This window comes from Nocardioides sp. Z43_10 (assembly GCF_059766615.1).
On sequence record NZ_JCBAJY010000005.1, the window covers coordinates 75,930 to 96,593 of the forward strand.

The following is a 20,664-nucleotide window of genomic DNA, read 5'->3' on the forward strand; positions in this document are numbered from 1 at the left end:
ATCGGAAGCGGTGAGCAGCGATGCAGTTCGGCATCTTCACGGTCGGCGACGTCACGACCGACCCGACCACGGGTCGCACCCCGACCGAGCACGAGCGGATCAAGGCCACGGTCGCCATCGCCAGGAAGGCGGAGGAGGTCGGACTCGACGTCTTCGCGACCGGGCAGCACCACAATCCGCCGTTCATCCCCTCGGCGCCGACCACGACGCTGGCCTACATCGCCGCCCAGACCGAGCGGATCATCCTCTCGACCTCCACGACGCTGATCACGACCACCGACCCCGTGCGGATCGCGGAGGACTACGCCACGCTGCAGCACCTCTCCGACGGCCGGATGGACCTGATGATGGGGCGCGGCAACACCGGGCCGGTGTATCCCTGGTTCGGCAAGGACATCCGTCGGGGCATCGAGCTGGCGGTGGAGAACTACGCGCTGCTGCACCGGCTGTGGCGTGAGGATGTCGTCGACTGGGAGGGGCGGTTCCGCACCCCACTGCAGGGCTTCACCGCCACGCCGCGCCCGCTGGACGGCGTACCGCCGTTCGTCTGGCACGGGTCGATCCGCAGCCCCGAGATCGCCGAGCAGGCCGCCTACTACGGGGACGGCTTCTTCTCCAACCACATCTTCTGGCCCGCCTCGCACACCCGGCAGATGGTCGAGCTCTATCGCCGTCGCTTCGAGGACTACGGGCACGGCAGCGCGGACCAGGCCATCGTCGGCCTGGGCGGCCAGGTGTTCATGCGCCGCAACAGCCAGGACGCGGTGCGCGAGTTCCGGCCGTACTTCGACAACGCCCCGGTCTACGGGCACGGGCCCTCGCTGGAGGACTTCACCGCGCAGACGCCGCTGACCGTGGGCTCGCCTCAGGAGGTCATCGAGAAGACCCTCGGCTTCCGCGACTACGTCGGCGACTACCAGCGCCAGCTGTTCCTGATGGACCACGCCGGACTGCCGCTGAAGACGGTGCTCGAGCAGCTCGACCTGCTCGGTGAGGAGGTCGTGCCGGTGCTGCGCAAGGAGTTCGCGGCGTTGCGCCCCGCTCACGTGCCGGATGCGCCGACCCATGCGAGCCTGCTCGCCGAGACCCGTCGAGCCGGGGACGAGCGAGGACTCGCCGCCGGCGACCTCGCGGCGATCGCGCCGAGGCAGGACGCATGAGCCGCCGAATCGTCGTCGTCTCGGCGGGGCTGAGCGTCCCGTCCTCGACCCGGCTGCTCGCCGACCAGCTGGCCGGTGCCACCGCGTCCGCACTGGGCGAGGCGGGGGAGGAGCTCTCGCTCGACGTCGTCGAGCTGCGCGAGCTGGCCCATCCCCTGGTCGACAACCTGCTGACGCGGTTCCCCTCGGGGGAGCTCGCGGAGGCGATCGAGCAGGTGCGCCGTGCGGATGCGCTGATCGCGGTCACGCCGGTCTTCTCGGCCTCCTACAGCGGGCTGTTCAAGACGTTCTTCGACGTGCTGGAGCCCGACCTGCTGCGCGGCAAGCCGGTGCTGATCGGCGCCACCGCGGGAACGGCCCGGCATTCGCTGGTGCTCGAGCACGCGCTGCGCCCGCTCTTCGCCTACCTCGGCGCGGTCGTGGTGCCGACCGGGGTCTTCGCCGCCAGCGAGGACTTCGGCAGCAGCGACGCCGGCCACCTCGACGCGCGGGTACGGCGCGCCGCCGGCGAGTTGGCCACCCTGGTCCTGGGCCCCCACCGCGCCCGCCCCAACCCCGACGCCACCCCCACCAACCCCCAACCCTTCCCCCACCTCGTCCCCTTCGAGCAACTCCTCCACCGCACCTGAGCGACCCGTCACTCCCTCGACGTGACACGCCGTGTCCGGCGGAGGCATTGACGGGTCGGCGCAGGTAGGTAGGGGGTGGCCGGCCAGTGGCGTGGCGCGCACGGGGTCGCCCGAGTGCCGCCGTACGTCGTGGCGCCGGCTGGCGACGTGGCATGGGTCCCGCCGGTTCCCGCCATCCGGGCGGTGGGCGAGTGGGCCGGCGGGTGAGGCGTGCCCCACGCCGTACGCCGTACACCGGCGTGGTGCGGTCGTCGCCGGCTGGCGGCCGGGGCGACCCGTCATTCGCTCCGCGGGACACGGCGTGTTTGGTCGAGGGAGTGACGGGTCGCGGGGTGCTGGTGTGGGGTCTGGCTGCAGTTGAGGGGGCTGGTTGCTGGGTCTGGGCTGGAGGGGGGCTGGGCTGGAGGGGGTGGGCTCACAGGGAGGGCACAGGCTCGGCATGGGTGGGGCAGAGGCGCCGGCGTCACGGTGGAGCCATGACTACCACCGTGTTGCCCACCAGCTCTGTCCCGTCCGCACCGCCCGCTACCGCACGGGCGCCCGGTCACCGTCCCGGGCGCCGGTACGGCGTCGCGCTCGCCGCGCTGCTGCTCGGCACGGCGGCCCTCTACCTGTGGGGCCTGTCCGAGTCGGGCTGGGCGAACAGCTTCTACTCCGCAGCCGCTCAGGCGGGGGCGGAGTCGTGGAAGGCGTTCTTCTTCGGCTCCTCCGATGCCGCCAACAGCATCACCGTCGACAAGACCCCGCTCTCGGTGTGGCCGATGGCGCTGGCGGTGCGGATCTTCGGCCTGTCGTCCTGGGCGATCCTGGTACCCCAGGCCATCGCCGGTGTGCTGGCCGTCTGGCTGCTCACCGCCACAGTGCGGCGCAGCACGGGCTCGGCGGGGGCCGCGCTGCTCGCCGGCGCCACGCTGGCGCTGACCCCGGTGGCGGCGCTGATGTTCCGCTTCAACAACCCCGACGCCCTGCTCGTGCTGCTGCTCGTCGCCGCGGCGTACGCCGTGCTGCGCGCAATCGAGGCCGGCTCAGGCGGCGCCGACGCCCCGGCCGGACATCCGGTGCGCTGGCTGGCGCTCGCCGGCGCCCTGGTCGGCCTGGCGTTCCTCGCCAAGATGCTCCAGGCGTTCCTGGTACTGCCGGCCTTCGCGCTGGTCTACCTGATCGCAGGTCGGCCGCGGCTGCTCAAGCGGTTGAGCCACCTGCTCGTCGCGTTCGCGTCGATGGTCCTGGCCGGCGGTTGGTGGGTCGCGATCGTCGAGCTGTGGCCGGCCTCCAGCCGGCCCTACATCGGCGGCTCGCAGAACAACTCGATCCTTGAGCTCACCCTGGGCTACAACGGCTTCGGCCGGCTCAACGGCAACGAGACCGGTGCCGTGGGCGGTGGCGGCCCCGGCGGCCCCGGCGGCGCCGGCGGCGGGATGTGGGGCGAGGCCGGCCTGGGCCGGATGTTCGGCGGCGAGATCGGCGGACAGATCGCCTGGCTCTTGCCGGCTGCGCTGATCCTGCTGCTGGCCGGGCTGTGGTTCACCCGGCACCGCGGCCGCACCGACCTGACCCGCGCCGCGCTGGTGCTGTGGGGTGGCTGGCTGCTGGTCACCGGCCTGACCTTCAGCCTGATGGCCGGCATCTTCCACGCCTACTACACCGTCGCCCTGGCACCGGCCATCGCCGCCCTGGTCGGCATCGGCGCCGCCCTGATCTGGCAGCACCGGCACACGGTCGAGGCCGGCGGGGTCGCCGCCGTGAGCGTCGCGGCCACCGTGGTGACCGCGTTCGTGCTGCTCAGCCGCAGCCCCGACTTCCTGCCCTGGCTGCGCTGGTCGGTCCTCGTGGTCGGCCTGCTGGCCGCGATGGCGCTCGCCGCGCTCGCCTGGCTGCCGCGCCGCGCCACGGCCGTCGCCGGACTGCTCGCGCTGGTCGCCTGCCTGGCCGGCCCGACGGCGTACGCCGTGCAGACCGCGAGCACGCCGCACACCGGCTCGCTGCCGACCGCCGGTCCGAGCGTGGCCGGCGGCGGCCCCGGCGGCGGCCCCGGCGCAGCCCCCGGCGGCGCCCCCGGTGGCGGACAGGACGGCGGACAGGACGGCGCGTTCGGTGGGTTCGGTGCACCGCCCGGACAGGGCCAGCTCCCCGGCCAGGGCCAGATGCAGCCGCCGAGCCAGGGCCAGGCGCCCGGCCAGGGTGGCGGCGCCGGAGGGCTGCTGCACGGCAGCGACCCGAGCGCGGAGCTGACCGAAATGCTCGAGCAGGACGCCGAGGACTACACCTGGGTCGCGGCCGCCGTCGGCTCCAACAGCGCGGCCGGCTACCAGCTCGCCACCGAGGAGCCGGTGATGGCGATCGGCGGGTTCAACGGCTCCGACCCGAGTCCCACCCTCGAGCAGTTCCAGCAGTACGTCGCGGATGGAGAGATCCACTACTTCATCGGCGGGGACGGCTTCGGCCCCTCGATGGGCGGCAGCGATGCCAGTAGCGAGATCGCCGCGTGGGTGGAGGAGAGCTTCTCCTCGACCACCGTCGACGGCGTCACCGTCTACGACCTGACCAGCCCGATCAGGGACAACGGGGGTGCGGCATGAGCGCCCTGCTCCCCATCTCGCCCGTCCGTGAGCCGGCTGCGGCCGTGACCACGTTGGAGGTGGTGATCCCGGTCTACAACGAGGAGCGCGACCTCACCCGCTCGGTCGAGCGGGTCCGCGAGCACCTCGCCACGCTGCCGTGGTCGAGCCGGGTGACGATCGCCGACAACGCCAGCACCGACGGCACCGCGGTGCTCGCGCGCCGGCTGGCGCGCGACTACGACGACGTCCGCGTGGTGCACCTGGCCGAGAAGGGCCGCGGCCGTGCGCTGAAGCGGGTCTGGTCGACCTCGGACGCCGCCGTGCTGGTGTACATGGACGTCGACCTGTCCACCGACCTGACCGCTCTGCTCCCGCTGGTGGCGCCGCTGATCAGCGGCCACTCCGACGTCGCCATCGGCACCCGGCTCGCCCGCAGCGCCCGGGTGCAGCGCGGGCCCAAGCGGGAGCTGATCTCGCGCTGCTACAACCTGCTGCTGCGCGGGACGCTGCACGCGAGGTTCTCCGACGCCCAGTGCGGGTTCAAGGCGATCCGGTCGGACGTCGCCCGGGAGCTGCTGCCCCTGGTCCAGGACGACGGCTGGTTCTTCGACACCGAGCTGCTGGTGCTCGCCGAGCGGGCCGGCCTGCGCATCCACGAGGTCCCGGTGGACTGGGTCGACGACCCGGACAGCCGGGTGGACATCGTCCGCACCGCCCTCGACGACGTCCGCGGGATCCTCCGCGTCGGGAGCGGTCTGGTGACCGGCCGGCTGCCGGTCTCGCAGGTCGCCGCCCGGCTGGGCCGGGCGTCGGCGGACGCGGGAGGGGGGCGACTCGGCATGCAGGTCGTCCTGTTCGCGCTGGTCGGGGTCGCCTCGACCGCGGCGTACGCCGTGCTGTTCCTGCTGCTGCGGGGGGTGACCTCGCCGTTCCTGGCGAACCTGCTGGCGCTGTTGCTGACCGCGATCGCCAACACCGCGGCGAACGGGCGATTGACCTTCGGCGTGCGCGGGCGAGACGGCGCCCTGCGGCACCAGTTGCGCGGGCTGGTGGTCTTCGGCGTCGGGCTCGCGGTGACCAGTGGTGCGCTGTGGCTGCTGCAGGGCGCCGGGGTCGAGGACCAGCGCGTCGAGGTGGCGGTGCTCACCGTGGCCAACCTGGTGGTGACCCTGCTGCGCTTCGTGGCGATGCGGGTCTGGGTCTTCCGCCGGCAGGCCGCGGACGGCAGCATCAGTGCTGGTAGGTCCCGTGGAGGATGGCGCGGCCGAGCGTCTTGAACGCCAGGTTGAACGACACCACCGCGGGGGAGGCCTCGGCGTCCACGCCGAGGGTCTCCTCGCCTACCGCGTGCACCACGAAGAAGTAGCGGTGCACCTGGTCGCCGGGCGGGGGAGCGGCACCCATGAACCCCCGGTCGCCGCCGTCGTTGCGGACGTGGAACGCCTCGCCGGGCAGGTCACCGGCCGCCGCGCCGGTGTCGAGCGAGGTGACGTCGGCGGGCAGGTCGACCAGCACCCAGTGCCAGAAGCCGCTGGGCGTCGGCGCGTCGGGGTCGAAGCAGGTGACCACGTAGGACTTCGTGCCCGCGGGCGCGCCCTCCCAGCTCAGCTGCGGTGAGGTGTTGCCCTTGTCGGCGACCTGGTCGTCCTTGAGCGGCCGGCCGTCGGTGACGTCGGTGCTGGTCACCGTGAACGACGCGGTCGGCGGAAGCAGGTCGTAGGGGTTGGGGGCGACGGGACGCTCGATGCTCATGGCCGAGACGTTAGTGGACGGGTGGCAAGACGCCGAGCCTCCTCGGGGAGAATGTCGGGGTGAACCGCGACCTCATCGCCCAGACCCTGGCCAGCATCCAGCCGCCCGACTCCGCGGCTCTGACGCAGGCCCGCGAGCGGCAGGCGCAGCTGACCAAGCCCGCCGGAGCCCTCGGTGTGCTCGAGGACGTCTCGGTGCAGCTGGCGGGGATCAGCCGCAGCTGCCCGCCCCCGGTGCCCGCTCGCCCGGCGGTGGCGGTCTTCGCCGGCGACCACGGCGTGCTGGCCCAGGGGGTCTCGCCGTGGCCCCAGGAGGTCACCCGCGCGATGGTGGAGACGTTCCGGGCGGGCGGCGCGGCGGTCAACGTGCTCGCGCGCAGCGTCGGCGCCGAGGTGGTCGTGGTGGACGTGGGGGTGGCCGGCGAGGTCGCCGCGGACGACACCGTCCTGGTCCGCAAGGTCCGCGCCGGCACCGCCGACCTCGCGGTCGGGCCGGCGATGACGCGCGCCGAGGCCGAGCAGGCCGTCGGCGTGGGCATCGAGATCGCGCGCCGCCTCGTCGACGCCGGGCACGACCTGCTGATCACCGGCGACATGGGCATCGGCAACACCACCCCCTCGGCCTGCCTGGTCGCCGCCCTGGGCGGGGTCGACGCCGGCACGGCCACCGGCCGCGGCACCGGCATCGACGACGAGACCCTGGCCCTGAAGACCCGGGTGGTCGAGGCCGCCGTGGCCCGGTTGGGCGCCGCTCCCGACCCGCTCGACGTGCTCGCCGAGGTGGGCGGCCTCGAGCACGCCGCGATCGCGGGCTTCGTGCTGGGCGCCGCCGCCGCCAGGGTCCCGGTGATCCTGGACGGCATCATCGCCGGGTCCGCCGCGCTGGTCGCCCAGGCCCTCGCCCCCCAGGTCACGGCGTACTGCCTGGCCGGGCATCGCTCGCTGGAGTCCGGCCACGCCGCTGCCCTGGCCGCGCTGGGTCTGCGCCCCCTGGTCGACCTCGACCTGCGCCTGGGCGAGGGCAGCGGCGCGGTACTGGCCTTCCCGCTGGTCCGCTCGGCCGCGCTGATCCTCGACGAGATGGCCACCTTCGACTCCGCGGGCGTCGCCCGCAAGGAGGGATGATGGAGCCGCGCCACCCGGCCCCCGACCTCGACGAGCACCCGCCGTACCCGGTCGGCCTGCGCCTGCACGGGCGTCGCGTCGTGGTGGTCGGTGGCGGGCACGTCGCCCAGCGCCGGGTGCCGGCGCTGATCGCCGCCGGCGCGGACGTGGTGCTGGTCTCCCCGGAGGTCACGCCCGCGCTCGAAGGGCTGGCCCCGGAGATCACCTGGCACCGGCGCCGCTTCGAGACCGGCGACCTCGAGGAGAGCTGGTACGTGATCGCCGCCACCGACTCACCCGAGGTCAACGCCGCGGTGGCGGCGGCCGCCGAGGAACGGCGGATCTTCTGCGTCCGCGCCGACGACGCCCGCTCGGCCACCGCCTGGACGCCCGCGGTCGGGCGCCACGGCTCGATGACGGTGGCGGTGCTCGGCAACCGCGAGCCGCGCAAGTCCTCCGGCGTGCGCGACGAGATCATGGCCGCGCTGGGGGACGGCCGGATCACCGCCCGCGGCGCACAGGACCGTACGCCGGGAGTCGTGCTGGTCGGGGGCGGGCCGGGTGACCCCGAGCTGGTCACCGTCGCCGCCCGGCACGCGCTGGCCTCCGCCGACGTGGTGGTGGCCGACCGGCTCGCCCCGCGCGAGCTGCTCGACGAGCTCTCCCCGGAGGTGGAGCTGATCGACGTCGCCAAGCTGCCGCGCGGTCGCTCGGCGGCTCAGGAGGAGATCAACCGGGTGATCGTGGAGCGCGCGCTGGCCGGCAAGCGGGTGGTGCGCTTCAAGGGAGGCGACAACTTCGTCTTCGGCCGCGGCTACGAGGAGCTCCTCGCCTGCGAGGCGGCCGGCGTGCCGGTCAGCGTCATCCCCGGCCTCTCCTCGGCCATCTCGGTGCCGGCCCGCGCCGGGATCCCGGTCACCCACCGCGGCATCACCCACGAGTTCACGGTCATCTCCGGGCACCTCCCGCCCGGACACGAGGAGTCGCTGGTCGACTGGTCGGCGGTGGCCCGGATGCGCGGGACGGTGGTGCTGCTGATGGCCGTGCAGAACGCCGCGCCGATCGCCGCGGCACTGACAGCCGGCGGTCGTGACCCGAAGACCCCGGTCGCGGTGATCATCGAGGGCACGATGCCCGAGGAGCGCACGGTGCTGTCCACGCTCGGCGAGCTGGCCGACGACATCGTCGCCCACCAGGTCCGCCCACCGGCGATCATCGTGGTCGGCGAGGTCGTCGCCGTCGCCCGACCGGAGCGCTACAGCCGTGGCTGAGCTCGTCACGATCACCGACCCCGGCGACCCGCGGCTGGCCGACTACCGCGACCTGCGCGACGTCGAGCTGCGCAAGCACCTGGAGGCCGAGCACGGGCTCTTCCTCGCCGAGGGCGAGAAGGTGGTGCGCCGGGCCGTGGAGGGCGGCTTCACCCCACGGTCCTTCCTGATGGCCGAGCGCTGGCTGGAAGGGCTCAGCGACGTGCTGGCGACCACCGACGCCCCGTGCTACGTGGTCACCGAGGCGCTCGCCGAGGAGGTCACCGGCTTCCACGTGCACCGCGGCGCGCTCGCCTCCCTGGAGCGCCGCCCGCTGCCGTCCCTGGAGGAGGTGCTCGCCGGCGCCCGGTCGGTGCTGGTGCTGGAGGACATCGTCGACCACACCAACGTCGGCGCCATCTTCCGCTCCGGGGCCGCGCTGGGCTTCGACGCCGTACTGCTCTCCCCGCGCTGCGCCGACCCGCTCTACCGGCGCGCGATCAAGGTGGCGATGGGCGCGGTGTTCACCGTCCCCTGGACCCGCCTCGACGACTGGTACGACGCGCTGCCGCGGCTCGCGTCGTACGGCTTCACGACGGTGGCGCTCACCCTGGCCGACGACGCCACCGACATCGAGGCCGCCGTCGCGGGCGTCGACAAGGTGGCCCTGGTCCTCGGCTCCGAGGGGCCGGGACTCTCGCCGCGCTGGGAGCAGGCCGCCGATCGCCGGGCGATCATCCCGATGCGCGAGGGCATCGACTCCCTCAACGTCGCTGCCGCGACCGCCGTCGCCTGCTACGTCACCGCACGCCGGGCCCCGGCCGGGCCCGGCCGCGGCTGAGGTCTAGGTGCCTCTCGTGACGCGCACGACCTCCCGCCCGCCGGGCCCGCTGGCTCCGCCCTACCGCGCCCTGACCGTGGGCATGGTGGTGCTGATCGTGCTCAACGCCTTCGAGGCGCTCGCGGTCACCACCGCGATGCCCACGATCAGCGACGAGCTCGGCGGGCTGCGGATGTACGCGCTGGCGTTCGCGGGACCGATGGCCACCGGCGTCCTGGCGATGGTCGTGGTCGGCACCTGGTGCGACCGGATCGGCCCACGGACCCCGTTGCTCGCCACGGTGGTGATGTTCACCGCCGGCCTGGTCCTCGCCGGAGTGGCGGGGTCGATGGGTGTCCTCGTGGTCGGCCGGATCGTGCAGGGCTTCGGCGCCGGGATGGTGGTCGCGCTCTACGTGGTGGTGGCCCGGATCTACCCCGCCGAGCTGCACCCGCGGATCTTCGCGGCGTTCGCGGCGGCCTGGGTGGTGCCCTCGCTGGTCGGGCCGCTGGCCGCCGGGCTGGTCACCGAGCACCTCGGCTGGCGCTGGGTCTTCCTCGGCGTCGGCGCCCTCATCCTGCCCACGGTGCTGCTGCTGCGCGCCGGCCTCGCCGACCCCCGCCTGGCGCAGGGAGCCGGCGACGCCGCGCCGTGGAGCGCGCGCCGGCTGGTGGCCGGCGTGGTCATCGCGGTCTCGGTGCTCGTCCTGCACGTGGGGTCCGGCGAGGGAGCCGAGCACTCCTGGCAGCTGGTCGTGGTGGCGGTGGTCGTCACCGTGGTAGCCCTGCCGCTCGCGCTGCGCCGGCTGGTCCCGGCCGGGACCCTGCACGCGGCGCGCGGCCTGCCGGCGGTGGTGGCGATGCGCGGACTGCTCGGGGCCAGCTACTTCACCGCAGAGGTGTACCTCCCGCTGGTGCTGACCGAGCGCTACGACCTGGCCCCCAGCGCCGCCGGCCTGGTGCTCACCACCGGTGCGCTGACCTGGTCGGGTGCCTCGTGGCTGCAGTCGCGGCTGGGCAACGGGGCCCGTGAGGCGGCGGTCCTGCGGGCCGGCCCGATCCTGATCGGCGTCGGTGTGCTGGCGGCGCTGGTGGTGGTGGTCCTCGACCTGCACCCCGCGCTCGCGATCGTCACCTGGACGCTGGCCGGTGCCGGGATGGGGCTGTCCTACCCCCGGCTCTCGGTGCTGCTGCTGCGTTACTCCCAGGGCCCGGACCAGGGCGCCAACTCCTCGGCGGGACAGATCATGGAGTACGTCGGGATCGCCGTCGGGCTGGCCGCGGCCGGGGCCCTGTTCACGACGCTGGTCAGCGACCGGGCCACCACGGCGTACGCGGTGCCGTTCGTGCTGGCCCTCGTGCTGGCGGTGGGCGCCGTGCTCGTCGCCGGCCGGGCCCTGGCCGTTTCGACGGCCCCGAGCCGGGTGCGGCCGGGAGAGGGCCCGAGGGAGGGCCCGGGCGCGGTGCCCGCGCCCTGATCGGCTCACCGCCGCCGCGCTCCGAGAGCGTCGGACTGCACGAGCTCAGGGGTCGTGGGATGACCAAGCGACCGTTTGGAAGGAAAACGCGTCGCCCGTTCGGGTGTTCCACGCTCAGCAGCCGGCTCGGCGGCCCGCGTTCTCCTTCCGAACGGTCGCCCTGCCCGCCATCCGGTGCTCCCTCACAGGTGCCGCACCATCGCGCCATGGTCAGCTCCATGCAGCCATCCCCTCACGCTGTGCGGCAGGACGTCTCAGCCGAGCGCCAGCTCCCAGGCGGACTCTCCACCGAACCGCTGGAAGCCCACCCGCCGCAGCACCGGTGAGGACGTGTCGACGCGCGCCTTGACCAGCGCGAAGTCGGCGCCGTGGGCCGCGAGGTCGCGGCAGCGTGCGGCCAGCAGCGCGCGGTAGACGCCCCGTCCGCGCACCCCCTCCTCCACGGCCGCACCCCACAGCCGTCCCGAGTCCGCGACCCGGGTGAGCCCACCCGTGCCCACCAGCGGCCCGTCCGGCGCGCCCCATCGGGCCAGGTAGCGCCGAGCCACCGGCGCCCGGCCGTCCAGGGGGAGGGCCAGCTGGTCCAGCTCACCGCGCAGCTGCGCCGGCGTCGGCGCATAGTCGTCGAAGATCCGCGCGGCGAGCAGCGCGGCCTCGGAGATGCTGTCGGCGTCCGTGGGGATCGTGACGTGGACGTCGCCGGGGACGTCGAGGGAGGCGAGCAGCGCGTCGGGCTCGCTCAGGTCGAGCGCGAGCACGTCGAGCACCTCGGCCTGCCGGAAGCCGAGCTCGCGCAGGGTGCTCGCGGTGTCGGGCGGCACCGTGGCCTCGGTGACCCACCAGCGCACGAGCGGGCTGCCGGCCTCCTCGGCGCGCGCCAGCACCGACGCGACCACCTCGCTGACCGGACGCGTGGTCACCGAGTACTGCACGCTGGTGGCCCAGCCCGGATAGATCGTCAGCCGGTAGTCGTCGGTGAGCACGTCCTGGGCGTCGGGAGGCACCCACACCCAGTCACGGGCGGCGGCGCGCACGCGGTCCGCGTCGAGCGCGCTCACCGGGCGTCCTGCGCGACGTCGATCTCCAGGATCAGCTCGACCCCGTCCTCCTCGTCCCACTGTTCGCCGATCGGGAAGAAGCCGAACTCGCGGACCAGCGCCAGGGACGCGTCGTTGTCGGGGGAGACACAGGCCCGGACCCGTCGTACGGCGGGGTCATGGCGGGCCCGATCGACCATCAGCGCCAGCGCCGCACGCGCGTAGCCGCGCCGACGGCGGGCGGGGTCGACGCCGTAGCCGATCTCCACCAGCCCTGCCGGATCGGGCGCGGCGTGGAAGCCGGCGCGCCCGACAGCCTCGCCGGTGGCCTCGTCCACCAGGACGCCGGTCACCCAGTCCGCGTCCTCGGGATGCTCGGGGAGCTGGGCGGCGCGCATCCGCCAGATGCTCGTGCAGTCGGTGCCGGCGAGCCACTCGGTGAGCGCGACCGGAGAGCTCTCCTGCGCCGCGGCCAGGTCGCCGTCGGCGAGCGCCCGGAGGGTGGCCAGCGGCAGCCGCTCGATGCGCACCGGGGGCGCCGGCGCCGGCTCGGTGCGTCGCCGGGCAGGGGCGCTCACGCGGGCCAACCCTCGCCGAACTCCTCGGCCGCCTTGTCGTGCTGCTTGGCCAGCCGCTTGCGCTGCTTGGTGGCCAGCCGGTCACCGAAGACGGTGCCCAGGGTGTGGTCGGTCTCGTGCTGCAGGCACCGGGCCAGCAGCCCGTCGCCGGAGTACTCCACCGGCTCGCCGTCGAGGCCGGTGCCGGTGACGCTCGCGAAGTCGGGGCGCGCGCACGGCACGAAGGCGCCGGGGTAGGACAGGCAGCCCTCGAGGTCCTCGTCGAGGTGGCGGTCCTTGCCCTCGGGCAGGGTCAGCACGGGGTTGCAGACCACCCCGGCGGTGCGCTGGCCGCTCTCGTCGGGGCAGTCGAAGACGAACACCGCGAGATCCACGCCGATCTGGCAGGCGGCCAGGCCGACGCCGTCCGCGGCGTACATCGTGGCCACCATGTCCGCCACCAGCGTGCGCAGCTCCTCGTCGTACGACGTGACGCGCGCCTGCGGGCGGTGCATCACCGGGGCGCCCCAGCGGGTCATCGGGCGCACGGTGCCGCCCTCGGGCAGCGGGCCGTACGGGGTCAGGACGGAGGACTCGGACTCGGGGGACATGGTGCCCGATCCTACGCCGCAGCCCACCGCGTGAGCGAAGCCACCGGCGTGAGCGTGGCGCGGAGTGTAACTGCGAGTTACAGTCAGCGCATGTCACTCACCACCAGCCCCCGGCCTGGTCGCCGGCACGGCTTATCGTCACGCGAGAAGCGCGACCCGATCGGCTACGCGGTCGCCGCCCTGAACGTGGTCGCCCAGAGCGATCTCATCGACCGGCTCGGACTGCGCAAGCAGACCGAGCAGGCCGTCTTCACCGCCACCCGCAGCGGCTTCCGGACGGTCGGCGCGGCCAGCCGCACCTTCGCGGCCCGGGGGCGCAAGGGCGCCAGCGGTGTCCGGGTCCCGGCTGCGCCGCGGCCCGGCGTCTTCGACCTCACGCCCACCGAGGACGAGCAGATGCTCGTCGACGTGGTGGGGGAGTTCGCCGCCGAGGTCGTCCGCCCGGCCGCCGCCGCGGCCGACGAGGCCTGTGCGGCGCCCGCGGACCTGCTCGCCTCCAGCCTCGAGATCGGGCTGCCGATCCTCGGGGTGCCGGAGTCGCTGGGCGGCATCTCCGAGGAGCGCTCCGCGATGGCCGGAGCCCTGGTCGCCGAGGCGCTCGCGCGCGGCGACATGGGCCTGGCCGTGGCCGCGCTCGCGCCGGGGGCGGTCGCCACCGCGCTGTCGCTGTGGGGCACCGACGCGCAGCAGCAGACCTACCTGCCGGCGTTCACCGGCGACGAGGTGCCGGCCGCGGCGCTGGCCCTGGCCGAGCCCACGGTCCTCTTCGACGCCCTGGCGCCGAGCACCACGGCGCGTCGGGTCGGCGACGGCTACGTCCTGGACGGCGTGAAGTCGATGGTCCCGCGCGGCGCCGAGGCCGAGCTGCTGGTCGTCGGCGCGCAGCTGGACGGGCAGCCGGTCCTGTTCCTGGTCGAGTCCTCGACGACCGGGCTGAGCGTGGAGGCGGACCCCTCGATGGGCCTGCGCGCCGCCTCGCTGGCCCGGGTCGGCCTGGAAGGCGTCCGAGTGCCGGCCGACGCGGTCCTCGGCAGCACCGACGGCACCACGTACACCGAGTGCGTGCGGCTCTCCCGCCTGGCGTGGTGCGCGCTGGCGGTCGGCACCGGGCAGGCGGTGCTCGACTACGTCACGCCGTACGTGAACGAGCGCGAGGCCTTCGGGGAGCCGATCAGCCACCGCCAGTCGGTGGCCTTCATGGTCGCCAACATCGCCATCGAGCTGCAGTCGATGCGGCTGCTCACCTGGAAGGCCGCCTCGCGCGCCGCCCAGGGCAAGGACTTCGCCCGCGAGGTTGCCCTCGCGCGGCGGCTCTGTGCCGACAAGGGCATGCAGATCGGCCTCGACGGCGTCCAGCTGCTCGGCGGCCACGGCTTCGTCAAGGAGCACCCGGTGGAGCGGTGGTACCGCGACCTGCGAGCGATCGGCCTAGCGGAAGGAGGTGTCCTGGTCTGAGGACCGGGACCACATCATGATCAGTCTCGAGAACCCCAAGAAGTTCCGTCCGCTGGCCGGCCAGGCCCACCAGGTCGCGATGAACATGCTGCGCCCCATCTCGCGCAGGTACGACCGGGCCGAGCATGCCTACCCCAAGGAGCTCGACATGCTCGCCGCGATGATCGACGGGCTGTCGGAGTCCGGCGCCTCGGAGGGCGCGGGCGCGGCCGGCGTACGACGCGACGAATCCGCACCCGTCGACGCGGGCGTGAAGAACGGCGCCAACCTCGCCTCGGTGCTCTCCGTGCAGGAGATGTGCTGGGGCGACGTCGGCCTGCTGCTCTCGATGCCGCGTCAGGGCCTCGGCAACTCCGCGATCGCCTCGGTCGCCAACGACGAGCAGGCCGCGCGCTTCGCCGACGTCTGGGCCGGCATGGCGATCACCGAGCCCGGCACCGGCTCCGACTCGGCCAACATCAAGACCACCGCGGTGCTGGACGGCGACGAGTACGTCATCAACGGCGAGAAGATCTTCGTCACCGCCGGTGGGCGCTGCGACGCCGTGGTCGTCTGGGCGACGCTCGACCGCGAGCTGGGCCGGGCGGCGATCAAGTCGTTCGTCGTTCCCAAGGACACCCCGGGGATGCGCGTGGAGCGTCTCGAGCACAAGCTCGGGATCCGCTCCTCCGACACCGCCACGATCATCTTCGACGACTGCCGGGTGCCGGCCGAGAACCTGCTGGGCAGTCCGGACATCGACCCCAAGCAGGGGTTCGCCGGCGCGATGGCGACGTTCGACAACACCCGGCCGCTGGTGGCCGCGATGGCGGTCGGGTGTGCGCGCGCCGCCCTGGACCTGACCCGGGAGCTGCTCGAGCGGGCAGGGGTGGTCGTCGACTACGACCGGCCCAGCGCCGTCCAGTCCGCCGCCGCGGCGAAGTTCCTGCAGATGGAGGCCGACTGGGAGGCGGCGCACCTGCTCACCCTGCAGGCGGCGTGGATGGCCGACAACCGCAAGCCGAACTCCCTCGAGGCGTCGATGGCCAAGGCCAAGGCGGGGCGCGTCGGCTCCGACATCACGCTGAGCTGTGTGGAGCTGTGCGGCTCGCTGGGCTACAGCGAGAACGAGCTGCTCGAGAAGTGGGCACGAGACTCGAAGATCCTGGACATCTTCGAGGGCACCCAGCAGATCCAGCAGCTGATCGTGGCGCGGCGGATCCTCGGCCTGACCAGCGCCGAGCTGCGGTAGCCCGGTCCCGGACACGAAAGAAGGGGCGCTCGCGCATCTGCGCGAGCGCCCCTTCTCGTCGGGCTGGCCGGGTGTTCAGCCCTTGTCGGGCTCGGCCGCCTGCGACAGCGTCGCCTGCTCGCTGCGGACCGCCTTCGCGGTGGCCGGATCGATCAGGGGCTCGGCGCTCGACGGGGAGCCGGCGTCCTTGCGGGCGCTGTCGCTACTGCCACCGCTGCTGCCGCCGCTGCTCGCAGGGCTGGACGGGGTCGGCGTAGCGCTCTTCGAGGCCGTCTTGGCGGGGGCCTTCTTGGCGGCCGTCGGGGCAGCTGGGCTGGCTTTCTTGGCGGCGGTCTTCGTGGCCGGCGCCTTCTTGGCGGTCTTGGCCGGGGTGTCGCTGCCCGAGTCGGCCTTCTTGGTCGGCAGCTTGTCGCCCGGGGCGGAGTCCGGCTTGGGGGCGGGCTGCGCGACGCTCGCCGCCGCCTGGGTGGCGGCGGCCTTCTCAGCGGCCGGCTTCTGCTCGACCACCTTGGCGATGTCCGCCGGGGTGACGTCGACCTCGGGAGCGCTCGAGCTCGAGCTGGCTGCCTTCTTCGTCGCCTTCGCCGGCGCCTTCTTCGTGGTCTTCGTGGCCGACTTCTTGGCGGCCTTCTTCGCCAGCGGGGTGGCGAGATCCGGCTCCGTGGGCGGCTTGGTGACCGTCGGCTTCGCGTCGGGCGCCTTCGGGGCAGGTGCCTTGGCGGCCGGTGCCTTGGCCGCTGGTGCCTTGGCCGCGGGTGCCTTCGAGGCAGGGGCCTTCTTCGCCGCCTTCTTCGCCGCCTTCTTCACCGGGGCGGTGGGCGGCGTCTCTGCCAGCGCATCGCCGTGCGGCCTGGGCCGCTCAGACTCCACAGGCGCGGCCTTGGCAGCCGGGGCGCCTGCCCCAGCGGCACCGGAGGCGGGCTTGCTCACCGGCGCCGAAGGCGTCACCGGCCTGCGGGCGCCGACGGTGAACTGGGTGACGGTCTCGGTCGCGATCGAGGCCGCGGTACGGGTGACCTGGGTGGCCACCGAGACCCCGAAGGCCGCTGTGTCACGGGCTTGGCCGACCGCCTTCTCGGCGGCGCCGAATGGGTCCTTGATCGTGTCGAACGCTGCGTCCTTGATCTTGCCGAGCGGGCTCTTGCGCGCCACGTGACATCCCTTCGGTAGGTCTGGCCTTGGTGCGATTCAAGCACGGCGTCTGCCGAGCAGGTCGGGTTTCCCATTCCCGAGAACACGTTCTACCAATCGGGATCGAAACGTTGTGTTGGTCACATCGCCCCGTCTGGGCGGGAGGGCGCGCCGGATCGGGGAGGACGGGCTCGGCGGCCGTCAGGACACGGCCCGGAACGGGTCGTGCTCGGCCAGGATCCGATCCACCCGGGCCTGGTCGAGGCGGGCCACGACGTACTGGTTCTCCTGGGCGTCGCGCACGCACTTGGCGAGGGTGAAGCACGAGGTGGTCAGGAACAGCGTGCCCAGACCGAGGAAGGAGCGGATCCACGGGTCCACGGGCAGGTAGAGGATCGCGACGATCATGGTGAGCAGCGCGGCACCGAAGGCGATGGCGGCCTGGGCGAAGAAGGCGTTGGTGTTGCGGGCCTGGGGCTTGGTGTTGTTGTCCATGGCCCAGAGCCTGCCGTCGCCCGCGACGTGGCGAATCCGTGCGGCTACCCGATCCGACTGAGTAGGACTACCCAGTGGACGGTGCTCGACTCAGCTGCCCGGGGCTGATCGGATGGGGGCCATGAAGCTGTACGCCGACACCGGCTCCCGTCGTACCCGACAGATCGTCGCCGACCTCCTCTTCGTGGCCTGGGTCGTGGGCTGGGTCTGGTTCGGGGTCACCGTGCACGACAAGACGTTGGCGCTCGCCGGACCGGGGCGCGACGCCGCGAGCGCCGGCTCCAGCCTCGCGGACGGCCTCGGCGACGCCGGTGACCTGCTGGACGGTGTCCCGCTGGTCGGCGGGGGGATCAAGGACACCTTCGAGAAGGCCGAGAAGGCCTCCACGAGCCTCGCCAAGGCGGGTCTGCAGGAGGTCGAGGCGGTCGAGGACCTGGCCCTGTGGCTGGGGGTGGCCGTGGTCGCGATCCCGGTGATGGCAGCCATGCCGTTCCACCTGCCGGGCCGCGTGCGCTACGTGCGCGAGGCCACCGCGACCTCGCGGCTGCTCGAGGTGCACTACGACCGGGACCTGCTGGCCTTGCGCGCGCTCGCCCGGCTGCCGCTGGCGCAGATCACCAGTCTCGGACCGGACCCAGCCGACGCCTGGCGCCGGCGTGATCCGCGCGCCGTGGACGCGCTGGCAGCAGCAGAGCTGCGCAGCCTCGGACTGAGGGCGCCCTCGGCGACCCGCCGGACGACGGCCAACCACCAGGCGCAGGCGTGAGCCGATGACCGACGAGGGCGTGCGCACCGACCTGATCATCGAGGTCATCACTGATGCCTTCGCGGCGCTGATGGAGGCGGATCCGGTCGCGTTCCGCGGGAAGTTCCGCACGATGTCGCGCGATCCGCACGCCTTCTACCGGGGCACCGCGTGCCTGTTCTACGCGGACGTGACCGGCTATCGCGGCGAGACGCGATGGGCCGAGGATCCCTACGCCGACGAGCGCAGCGGGCGGATCTGGGTGCACGGCGACCTGCACGTGGAGAACTTCGGGACGTACCTCAACTCCGACGGACGCCTGGTCTTCGACGTCAACGACTTCGATGAGGCCTACATCGGCCGGTTCACCTGGGACCTCCAACGCTTCGCGGCGTCGCTGGCGCTGGTCTGCTGGCAGAAGGCGCTGCCCGACGCCGACATCCGCTCCCTGGTCGCCCGGTTCGTGCGCGCCTACCTGGCACAGGTCGACCACTACCGGAGCGCCGAGAGCGACGAGGACTTCGCCCTGCACCTCGACAACACCGAGGGCCCGGTGCTCGATGCTCTGCGCCGCGCGCGACTCCGGCGGCGTGCGGACTTCCTGGACGGTGCCACCGAGCTGCGCGAGGGGACGCGACGCTTCCGGGAGGACGCGAGCGTGCGGCACCTGGGGGGCGAGGAGCGGCGCGCGGTGGGAGCGGCGTTCGAGGGCTACCTGGAGACGATCCCGGCGTCGAAGCGCTTCGACCGGGACCTGTTCTACGAGCTTCGCGACGTGGTGGGCAAGAGCGGGTTCGGCATCGGCAGCGCCGGGCTCCCGGCGTACAGCCTGCTAGTGGAGGGGTACAGCCAGGCCCTCGACAACGACGTGGTGCTCTCCATGAAGCAGGCGAACGTGCCGGCGCTGAGCCGCTTCGTGGACACCGAGGCCGTCGACCGGTACTTCGCGCACGAGGCCCATCGCACCGCGGTCAGCCAGCGGGCGTTGCAGGTCCACACCGACCCGCTGCTCGGCCACACCGAGCTCGACGGTGTCGGCTACATCGTGTCGGAGGTCTCGCCCTACGAGCTCGACCTGGACTGGGGCTCGATCACCGAGCCGGAGGACATGGCGGCGGTGGTCGACCTGCTCGGGCGCGCCACCGCGAAGATCCACTGCGCCTCCGACGAGGACAGCGACCAGGACCTCGTCGACTTCCAGGTGGAGGAGGCGGTGGCCGCATCCGTCGAGCGCCGACGCCGCGCGTTCACCGACTGGGTGGTCGACTTCGGCGTCGCCTACGCCGGCCAGGTCCGCACCGACCACGCCCTCTTCGTCGAGGCCTTCCGCGAAGGCCGCATAGGCGTCAGCTCCACCTGACCCACCCCGCCGAGTCGGCGCAACTTCGCACGCTGAGCCCGCCCAGTCGGCGCAAGTTCAGGAGTTCACGCCGACTCGGCGGGGTGGGGGCGCGAGTTCACGCCGACTCGGCGGGGGTTAGAGGGTTTGGGCGCGGGGGGAGGGGACGGCGCGGAGGTAGGTGGGGCGGGCCCAGCCCTCGGCTACGAACGCCACGTCCAGCGCGCGGACCGTCGCCTCGAGGCGTTCCTGGGGCACCAGCGCCACGGCGGAGCCGCCGAACCCGCCACCGGTCATCCGGGCGCCGAGGGCGCCGGCCTCCAGCGCGGTGTGCACCGCCACGTCCAGCTCCGGGCAGGAGACCTCGAAGTCGTCGCGCAGCGAGAGGTGGGAGCCCCTCAGGGCCTGGCCGACCGCCGCCCAGTCGCGCTCCCGAAGAGCCGCCGACGTCGCCTCGACCCGGGCGTTCTCGGTGACCACGTGACGGGCCCGGCGCTGCAGCCGCTCGTGGGTCAGCCGCGCCAGGTCGGGCTCGGAGGCCTGGCGCAGCGTTGCGACGCCGAGCGCGCGGGCCGCCTCCTCGCAGTCGGCTCGCCGGGCGGCGTACCCGCCGTCGACGAGGGCGTGCGAGACCCCCGTGTCGACGACCAGCAGGGCGAGGCCGGCCTCCTCCAGTGGCAGCGGAACGTCGCGGGTCGAGCCGTCCTCGAAGTCGATCAGCAGCGCGCCGCCGTCCGTGGCCATCAGCGACACGGTCTGGTCCATGCCGCCGGTCGGGGCGCCGGCCACCTCCGCCTCGGCCCGGATGCAGGCGTCGATCAACCTGCGCCGCAGCGCGTCGTCCAGGGGCAGCCCGAGCAGGTCCACGACGGCGACCGCCACGGCGCACTCCAGCGCCGCAGAGCTGGACAGGCCCGCTCCCACCGGCACGGTGCTCTCCACGTGCACGTCCAGGCCCGGCACCGCCAGCCCGTCCTCGGCGAGCGCCCACAGCACCCCGGTCACGTACGCCGCCCAGCCCTGGTCACCGCCGGGTCCGCAGGTGGCGAGGGTTCCCGTCCACGGCTGCTCCACCTGGGCGCTGGTGACCTGCACCCGGTCGTCGTCGCGAGGCGCGAGTGCGGCGTACGTCGCGTGCGGCAGCGCCAGCGGCAGGCAGAGGCCGGCGTTGTAGTCGGTGTGCTCCCCGATCAGGTTCACCCGGCCGGGGGCGCGGCCCACCACCTGGGCCTCGCGTCCGTTCCTGGCGAGGAAGCCGGCGCGGACGCCCGTCGTCAGGTCCTCGGGTGTGCCGGGCTCCACGAAGCTCAT

19 protein-coding genes are annotated in these 20,664 nt (G+C 73.4%); 12 read left to right on the top strand and 7 right to left on the bottom strand.

The window, feature by feature from the left end:
• Positions 1–20: 20 nt before the first annotated feature.
• The 4 genes from AC6EI4_RS10675 to AC6EI4_RS10690 all read left to right on the top strand — a co-directional run bounded on the left by AC6EI4_RS10675 (position 21) and on the right by AC6EI4_RS10690 (position 5,627).
• Positions 21–1,160 (top strand): LLM class flavin-dependent oxidoreductase, encoded by a 1,140-nt coding sequence (locus tag AC6EI4_RS10675; protein ID WP_498451427.1) that lies wholly within the window; start codon positions 21–23, stop codon positions 1,158–1,160.
• Complete coding sequence (locus AC6EI4_RS10680) at positions 1,157–1,789, top strand: FMN reductase (RefSeq protein ID WP_498451428.1); 633 nt, start codon at positions 1,157–1,159, stop codon at positions 1,787–1,789. The genes AC6EI4_RS10675 and AC6EI4_RS10680 overlap by 4 nt, the downstream gene beginning before the upstream one ends.
• A 476-nt stretch (positions 1,790–2,265) precedes the next feature.
• Entirely contained in the window at positions 2,266–4,368 is a 2,103-nt protein-coding gene (locus AC6EI4_RS10685; protein WP_498451429.1) for a glycosyltransferase family 39 protein, read from the top strand.
• The gene (locus tag AC6EI4_RS10690; RefSeq protein WP_498451430.1) at positions 4,365–5,627 is read left to right on the top strand and encodes a bifunctional glycosyltransferase family 2/GtrA family protein; all 1,263 of its coding nucleotides are present in this window, start codon (positions 4,365–4,367) and stop codon (positions 5,625–5,627) included. The genes AC6EI4_RS10685 and AC6EI4_RS10690 overlap by 4 nt, the downstream gene beginning before the upstream one ends.
• Here AC6EI4_RS10690 and AC6EI4_RS10695 read toward each other — a convergent pair.
• On the bottom strand, positions 5,581–6,102 hold the full coding sequence (locus tag AC6EI4_RS10695; protein ID WP_498422875.1) for a YbhB/YbcL family Raf kinase inhibitor-like protein: 522 nt from the start codon (positions 6,100–6,102) through the stop codon (positions 5,581–5,583). The genes AC6EI4_RS10690 and AC6EI4_RS10695 overlap by 47 nt on opposite strands.
• Positions 6,103–6,161: 59 nt before the next feature.
• On the opposite strand from AC6EI4_RS10695, the gene cobT reads away from it, so the two are divergent.
• Genes cobT through AC6EI4_RS10715 form a run of 4 tightly spaced genes read left to right on the top strand, consistent with a single transcriptional unit; the run spans position 6,162 to position 10,752 of the window.
• Positions 6,162–7,226: a nicotinate-nucleotide--dimethylbenzimidazole phosphoribosyltransferase gene (cobT, locus tag AC6EI4_RS10700; protein ID WP_498451431.1), complete on the top strand. Its 1,065-nt coding sequence runs from the start codon at positions 6,162–6,164 to the stop codon at positions 7,224–7,226.
• The gene (cobA, locus tag AC6EI4_RS10705; RefSeq protein ID WP_498451432.1) at positions 7,226–8,476 is read left to right on the top strand and encodes a uroporphyrinogen-III C-methyltransferase; all 1,251 of its coding nucleotides are present in this window, start codon (positions 7,226–7,228) and stop codon (positions 8,474–8,476) included. Before cobT ends, cobA begins: the two co-directional genes overlap by 1 nt.
• Complete coding sequence (locus AC6EI4_RS10710) at positions 8,469–9,296, top strand: TrmH family RNA methyltransferase (RefSeq protein WP_498422869.1); 828 nt, start codon at positions 8,469–8,471, stop codon at positions 9,294–9,296. Before cobA ends, AC6EI4_RS10710 begins: the two co-directional genes overlap by 8 nt.
• A gap of 16 nt (positions 9,297–9,312) precedes the next feature.
• Positions 9,313–10,752, top strand: coding sequence for an MFS transporter (locus AC6EI4_RS10715; protein ID WP_498451433.1), 1,440 nt, complete (start codon positions 9,313–9,315; stop codon positions 10,750–10,752).
• A 254-nt stretch (positions 10,753–11,006) separates the two neighbouring features.
• Here AC6EI4_RS10715 and AC6EI4_RS10720 read toward each other — a convergent pair whose 3' ends face one another.
• The 3 genes from AC6EI4_RS10720 to def are packed head-to-tail and all read right to left on the bottom strand — an operon-like array spanning position 11,007 to position 12,957.
• Positions 11,007–11,810, bottom strand: a complete 804-nt coding sequence (locus tag AC6EI4_RS10720) for a GNAT family N-acetyltransferase (protein ID WP_498451434.1) — start codon at positions 11,808–11,810, stop codon at positions 11,007–11,009.
• Positions 11,807–12,367, bottom strand: coding sequence for a GNAT family N-acetyltransferase (locus AC6EI4_RS10725; protein ID WP_498451435.1), 561 nt, complete (start codon positions 12,365–12,367; stop codon positions 11,807–11,809). The genes AC6EI4_RS10720 and AC6EI4_RS10725 overlap by 4 nt, the downstream gene beginning before the upstream one ends.
• Positions 12,364–12,957, bottom strand: coding sequence for a peptide deformylase (def, locus tag AC6EI4_RS10730; protein ID WP_498422860.1), 594 nt, complete (start codon positions 12,955–12,957; stop codon positions 12,364–12,366). The genes AC6EI4_RS10725 and def overlap by 4 nt, the downstream gene beginning before the upstream one ends.
• A 90-nt stretch (positions 12,958–13,047) precedes the next feature.
• Here def and AC6EI4_RS10735 point away from each other — a divergent pair, with 90 nt between their 5' ends.
• Complete coding sequence (locus AC6EI4_RS10735; RefSeq protein WP_498422857.1) at positions 13,048–14,412, top strand: acyl-CoA dehydrogenase family protein; 1,365 nt, start codon at positions 13,048–13,050, stop codon at positions 14,410–14,412.
• Between the two features lie 16 nt (positions 14,413–14,428).
• Complete coding sequence (locus AC6EI4_RS10740) at positions 14,429–15,643, top strand: acyl-CoA dehydrogenase family protein (protein ID WP_498422856.1); 1,215 nt, start codon at positions 14,429–14,431, stop codon at positions 15,641–15,643.
• A 75-nt stretch (positions 15,644–15,718) separates the two neighbouring features.
• Here AC6EI4_RS10740 and AC6EI4_RS10745 read toward each other — a convergent pair whose 3' ends face one another.
• Together AC6EI4_RS10745 and AC6EI4_RS10750 are read right to left on the bottom strand one after the other, a co-directional pair.
• Positions 15,719–16,795, bottom strand: a complete 1,077-nt coding sequence (locus AC6EI4_RS10745) for a hypothetical protein (protein WP_498451436.1) — start codon at positions 16,793–16,795, stop codon at positions 15,719–15,721.
• Positions 16,796–16,975: 180 nt separating this feature from the next.
• On the bottom strand, positions 16,976–17,269 hold the full coding sequence (locus AC6EI4_RS10750; RefSeq protein WP_498422852.1) for a YiaA/YiaB family inner membrane protein: 294 nt from the start codon (positions 17,267–17,269) through the stop codon (positions 16,976–16,978).
• Between the two features lie 121 nt (positions 17,270–17,390).
• On the opposite strand from AC6EI4_RS10750, the gene AC6EI4_RS10755 reads away from it, so the two are divergent.
• Together AC6EI4_RS10755 and AC6EI4_RS10760 are read left to right on the top strand one after the other, a co-directional pair.
• Entirely contained in the window at positions 17,391–18,035 is a 645-nt protein-coding gene (locus AC6EI4_RS10755; protein ID WP_498422850.1) for a hypothetical protein, read from the top strand.
• Positions 18,036–18,039: 4 nt separating this feature from the next.
• Entirely contained in the window at positions 18,040–19,374 is a 1,335-nt protein-coding gene (locus AC6EI4_RS10760; protein WP_498422848.1) for a DUF2252 domain-containing protein, read from the top strand.
• A 117-nt stretch (positions 19,375–19,491) separates the two neighbouring features.
• Here AC6EI4_RS10760 and galK read toward each other — a convergent pair whose 3' ends face one another.
• Positions 19,492–20,664, bottom strand: coding sequence for a galactokinase (gene galK, locus AC6EI4_RS10765; protein ID WP_498451437.1), 1,173 nt, complete (start codon positions 20,662–20,664; stop codon positions 19,492–19,494).

Coding starts and splice junctions, on each gene's coding strand:
- AC6EI4_RS10680 (WP_498451428.1), top strand. CDS start 1,157: ATGAGCCGCCGAATCGTCGTCGTCTCGGCGGGGCTGAGCGTCCCGTCC.
- def (WP_498422860.1), bottom strand. CDS start 12,957: ATGTCCCCCGAGTCCGAGTCCTCCGTCCTGACCCCGTACGGCCCGCTG.
- AC6EI4_RS10750 (WP_498422852.1), bottom strand. CDS start 17,269: ATGGACAACAACACCAAGCCCCAGGCCCGCAACACCAACGCCTTCTTC.
- AC6EI4_RS10695 (WP_498422875.1), bottom strand. CDS start 6,102: ATGAGCATCGAGCGTCCCGTCGCCCCCAACCCCTACGACCTGCTTCCG.
- AC6EI4_RS10735 (WP_498422857.1), top strand. CDS start 13,048: ATGTCACTCACCACCAGCCCCCGGCCTGGTCGCCGGCACGGCTTATCG.
- AC6EI4_RS10685 (WP_498451429.1), top strand. CDS start 2,266: ATGACTACCACCGTGTTGCCCACCAGCTCTGTCCCGTCCGCACCGCCC.
- AC6EI4_RS10690 (WP_498451430.1), top strand. CDS start 4,365: ATGAGCGCCCTGCTCCCCATCTCGCCCGTCCGTGAGCCGGCTGCGGCC.
- AC6EI4_RS10740 (WP_498422856.1), top strand. CDS start 14,429: ATGATCAGTCTCGAGAACCCCAAGAAGTTCCGTCCGCTGGCCGGCCAG.
- AC6EI4_RS10760 (WP_498422848.1), top strand. CDS start 18,040: ATGACCGACGAGGGCGTGCGCACCGACCTGATCATCGAGGTCATCACT.
- AC6EI4_RS10755 (WP_498422850.1), top strand. CDS start 17,391: ATGAAGCTGTACGCCGACACCGGCTCCCGTCGTACCCGACAGATCGTC.
- cobA (WP_498451432.1), top strand. CDS start 7,226: ATGGAGCCGCGCCACCCGGCCCCCGACCTCGACGAGCACCCGCCGTAC.
- AC6EI4_RS10675 (WP_498451427.1), top strand. CDS start 21: ATGCAGTTCGGCATCTTCACGGTCGGCGACGTCACGACCGACCCGACC.
- galK (WP_498451437.1), bottom strand. CDS start 20,664: ATGAGCTTCGTGGAGCCCGGCACACCCGAGGACCTGACGACGGGCGTC.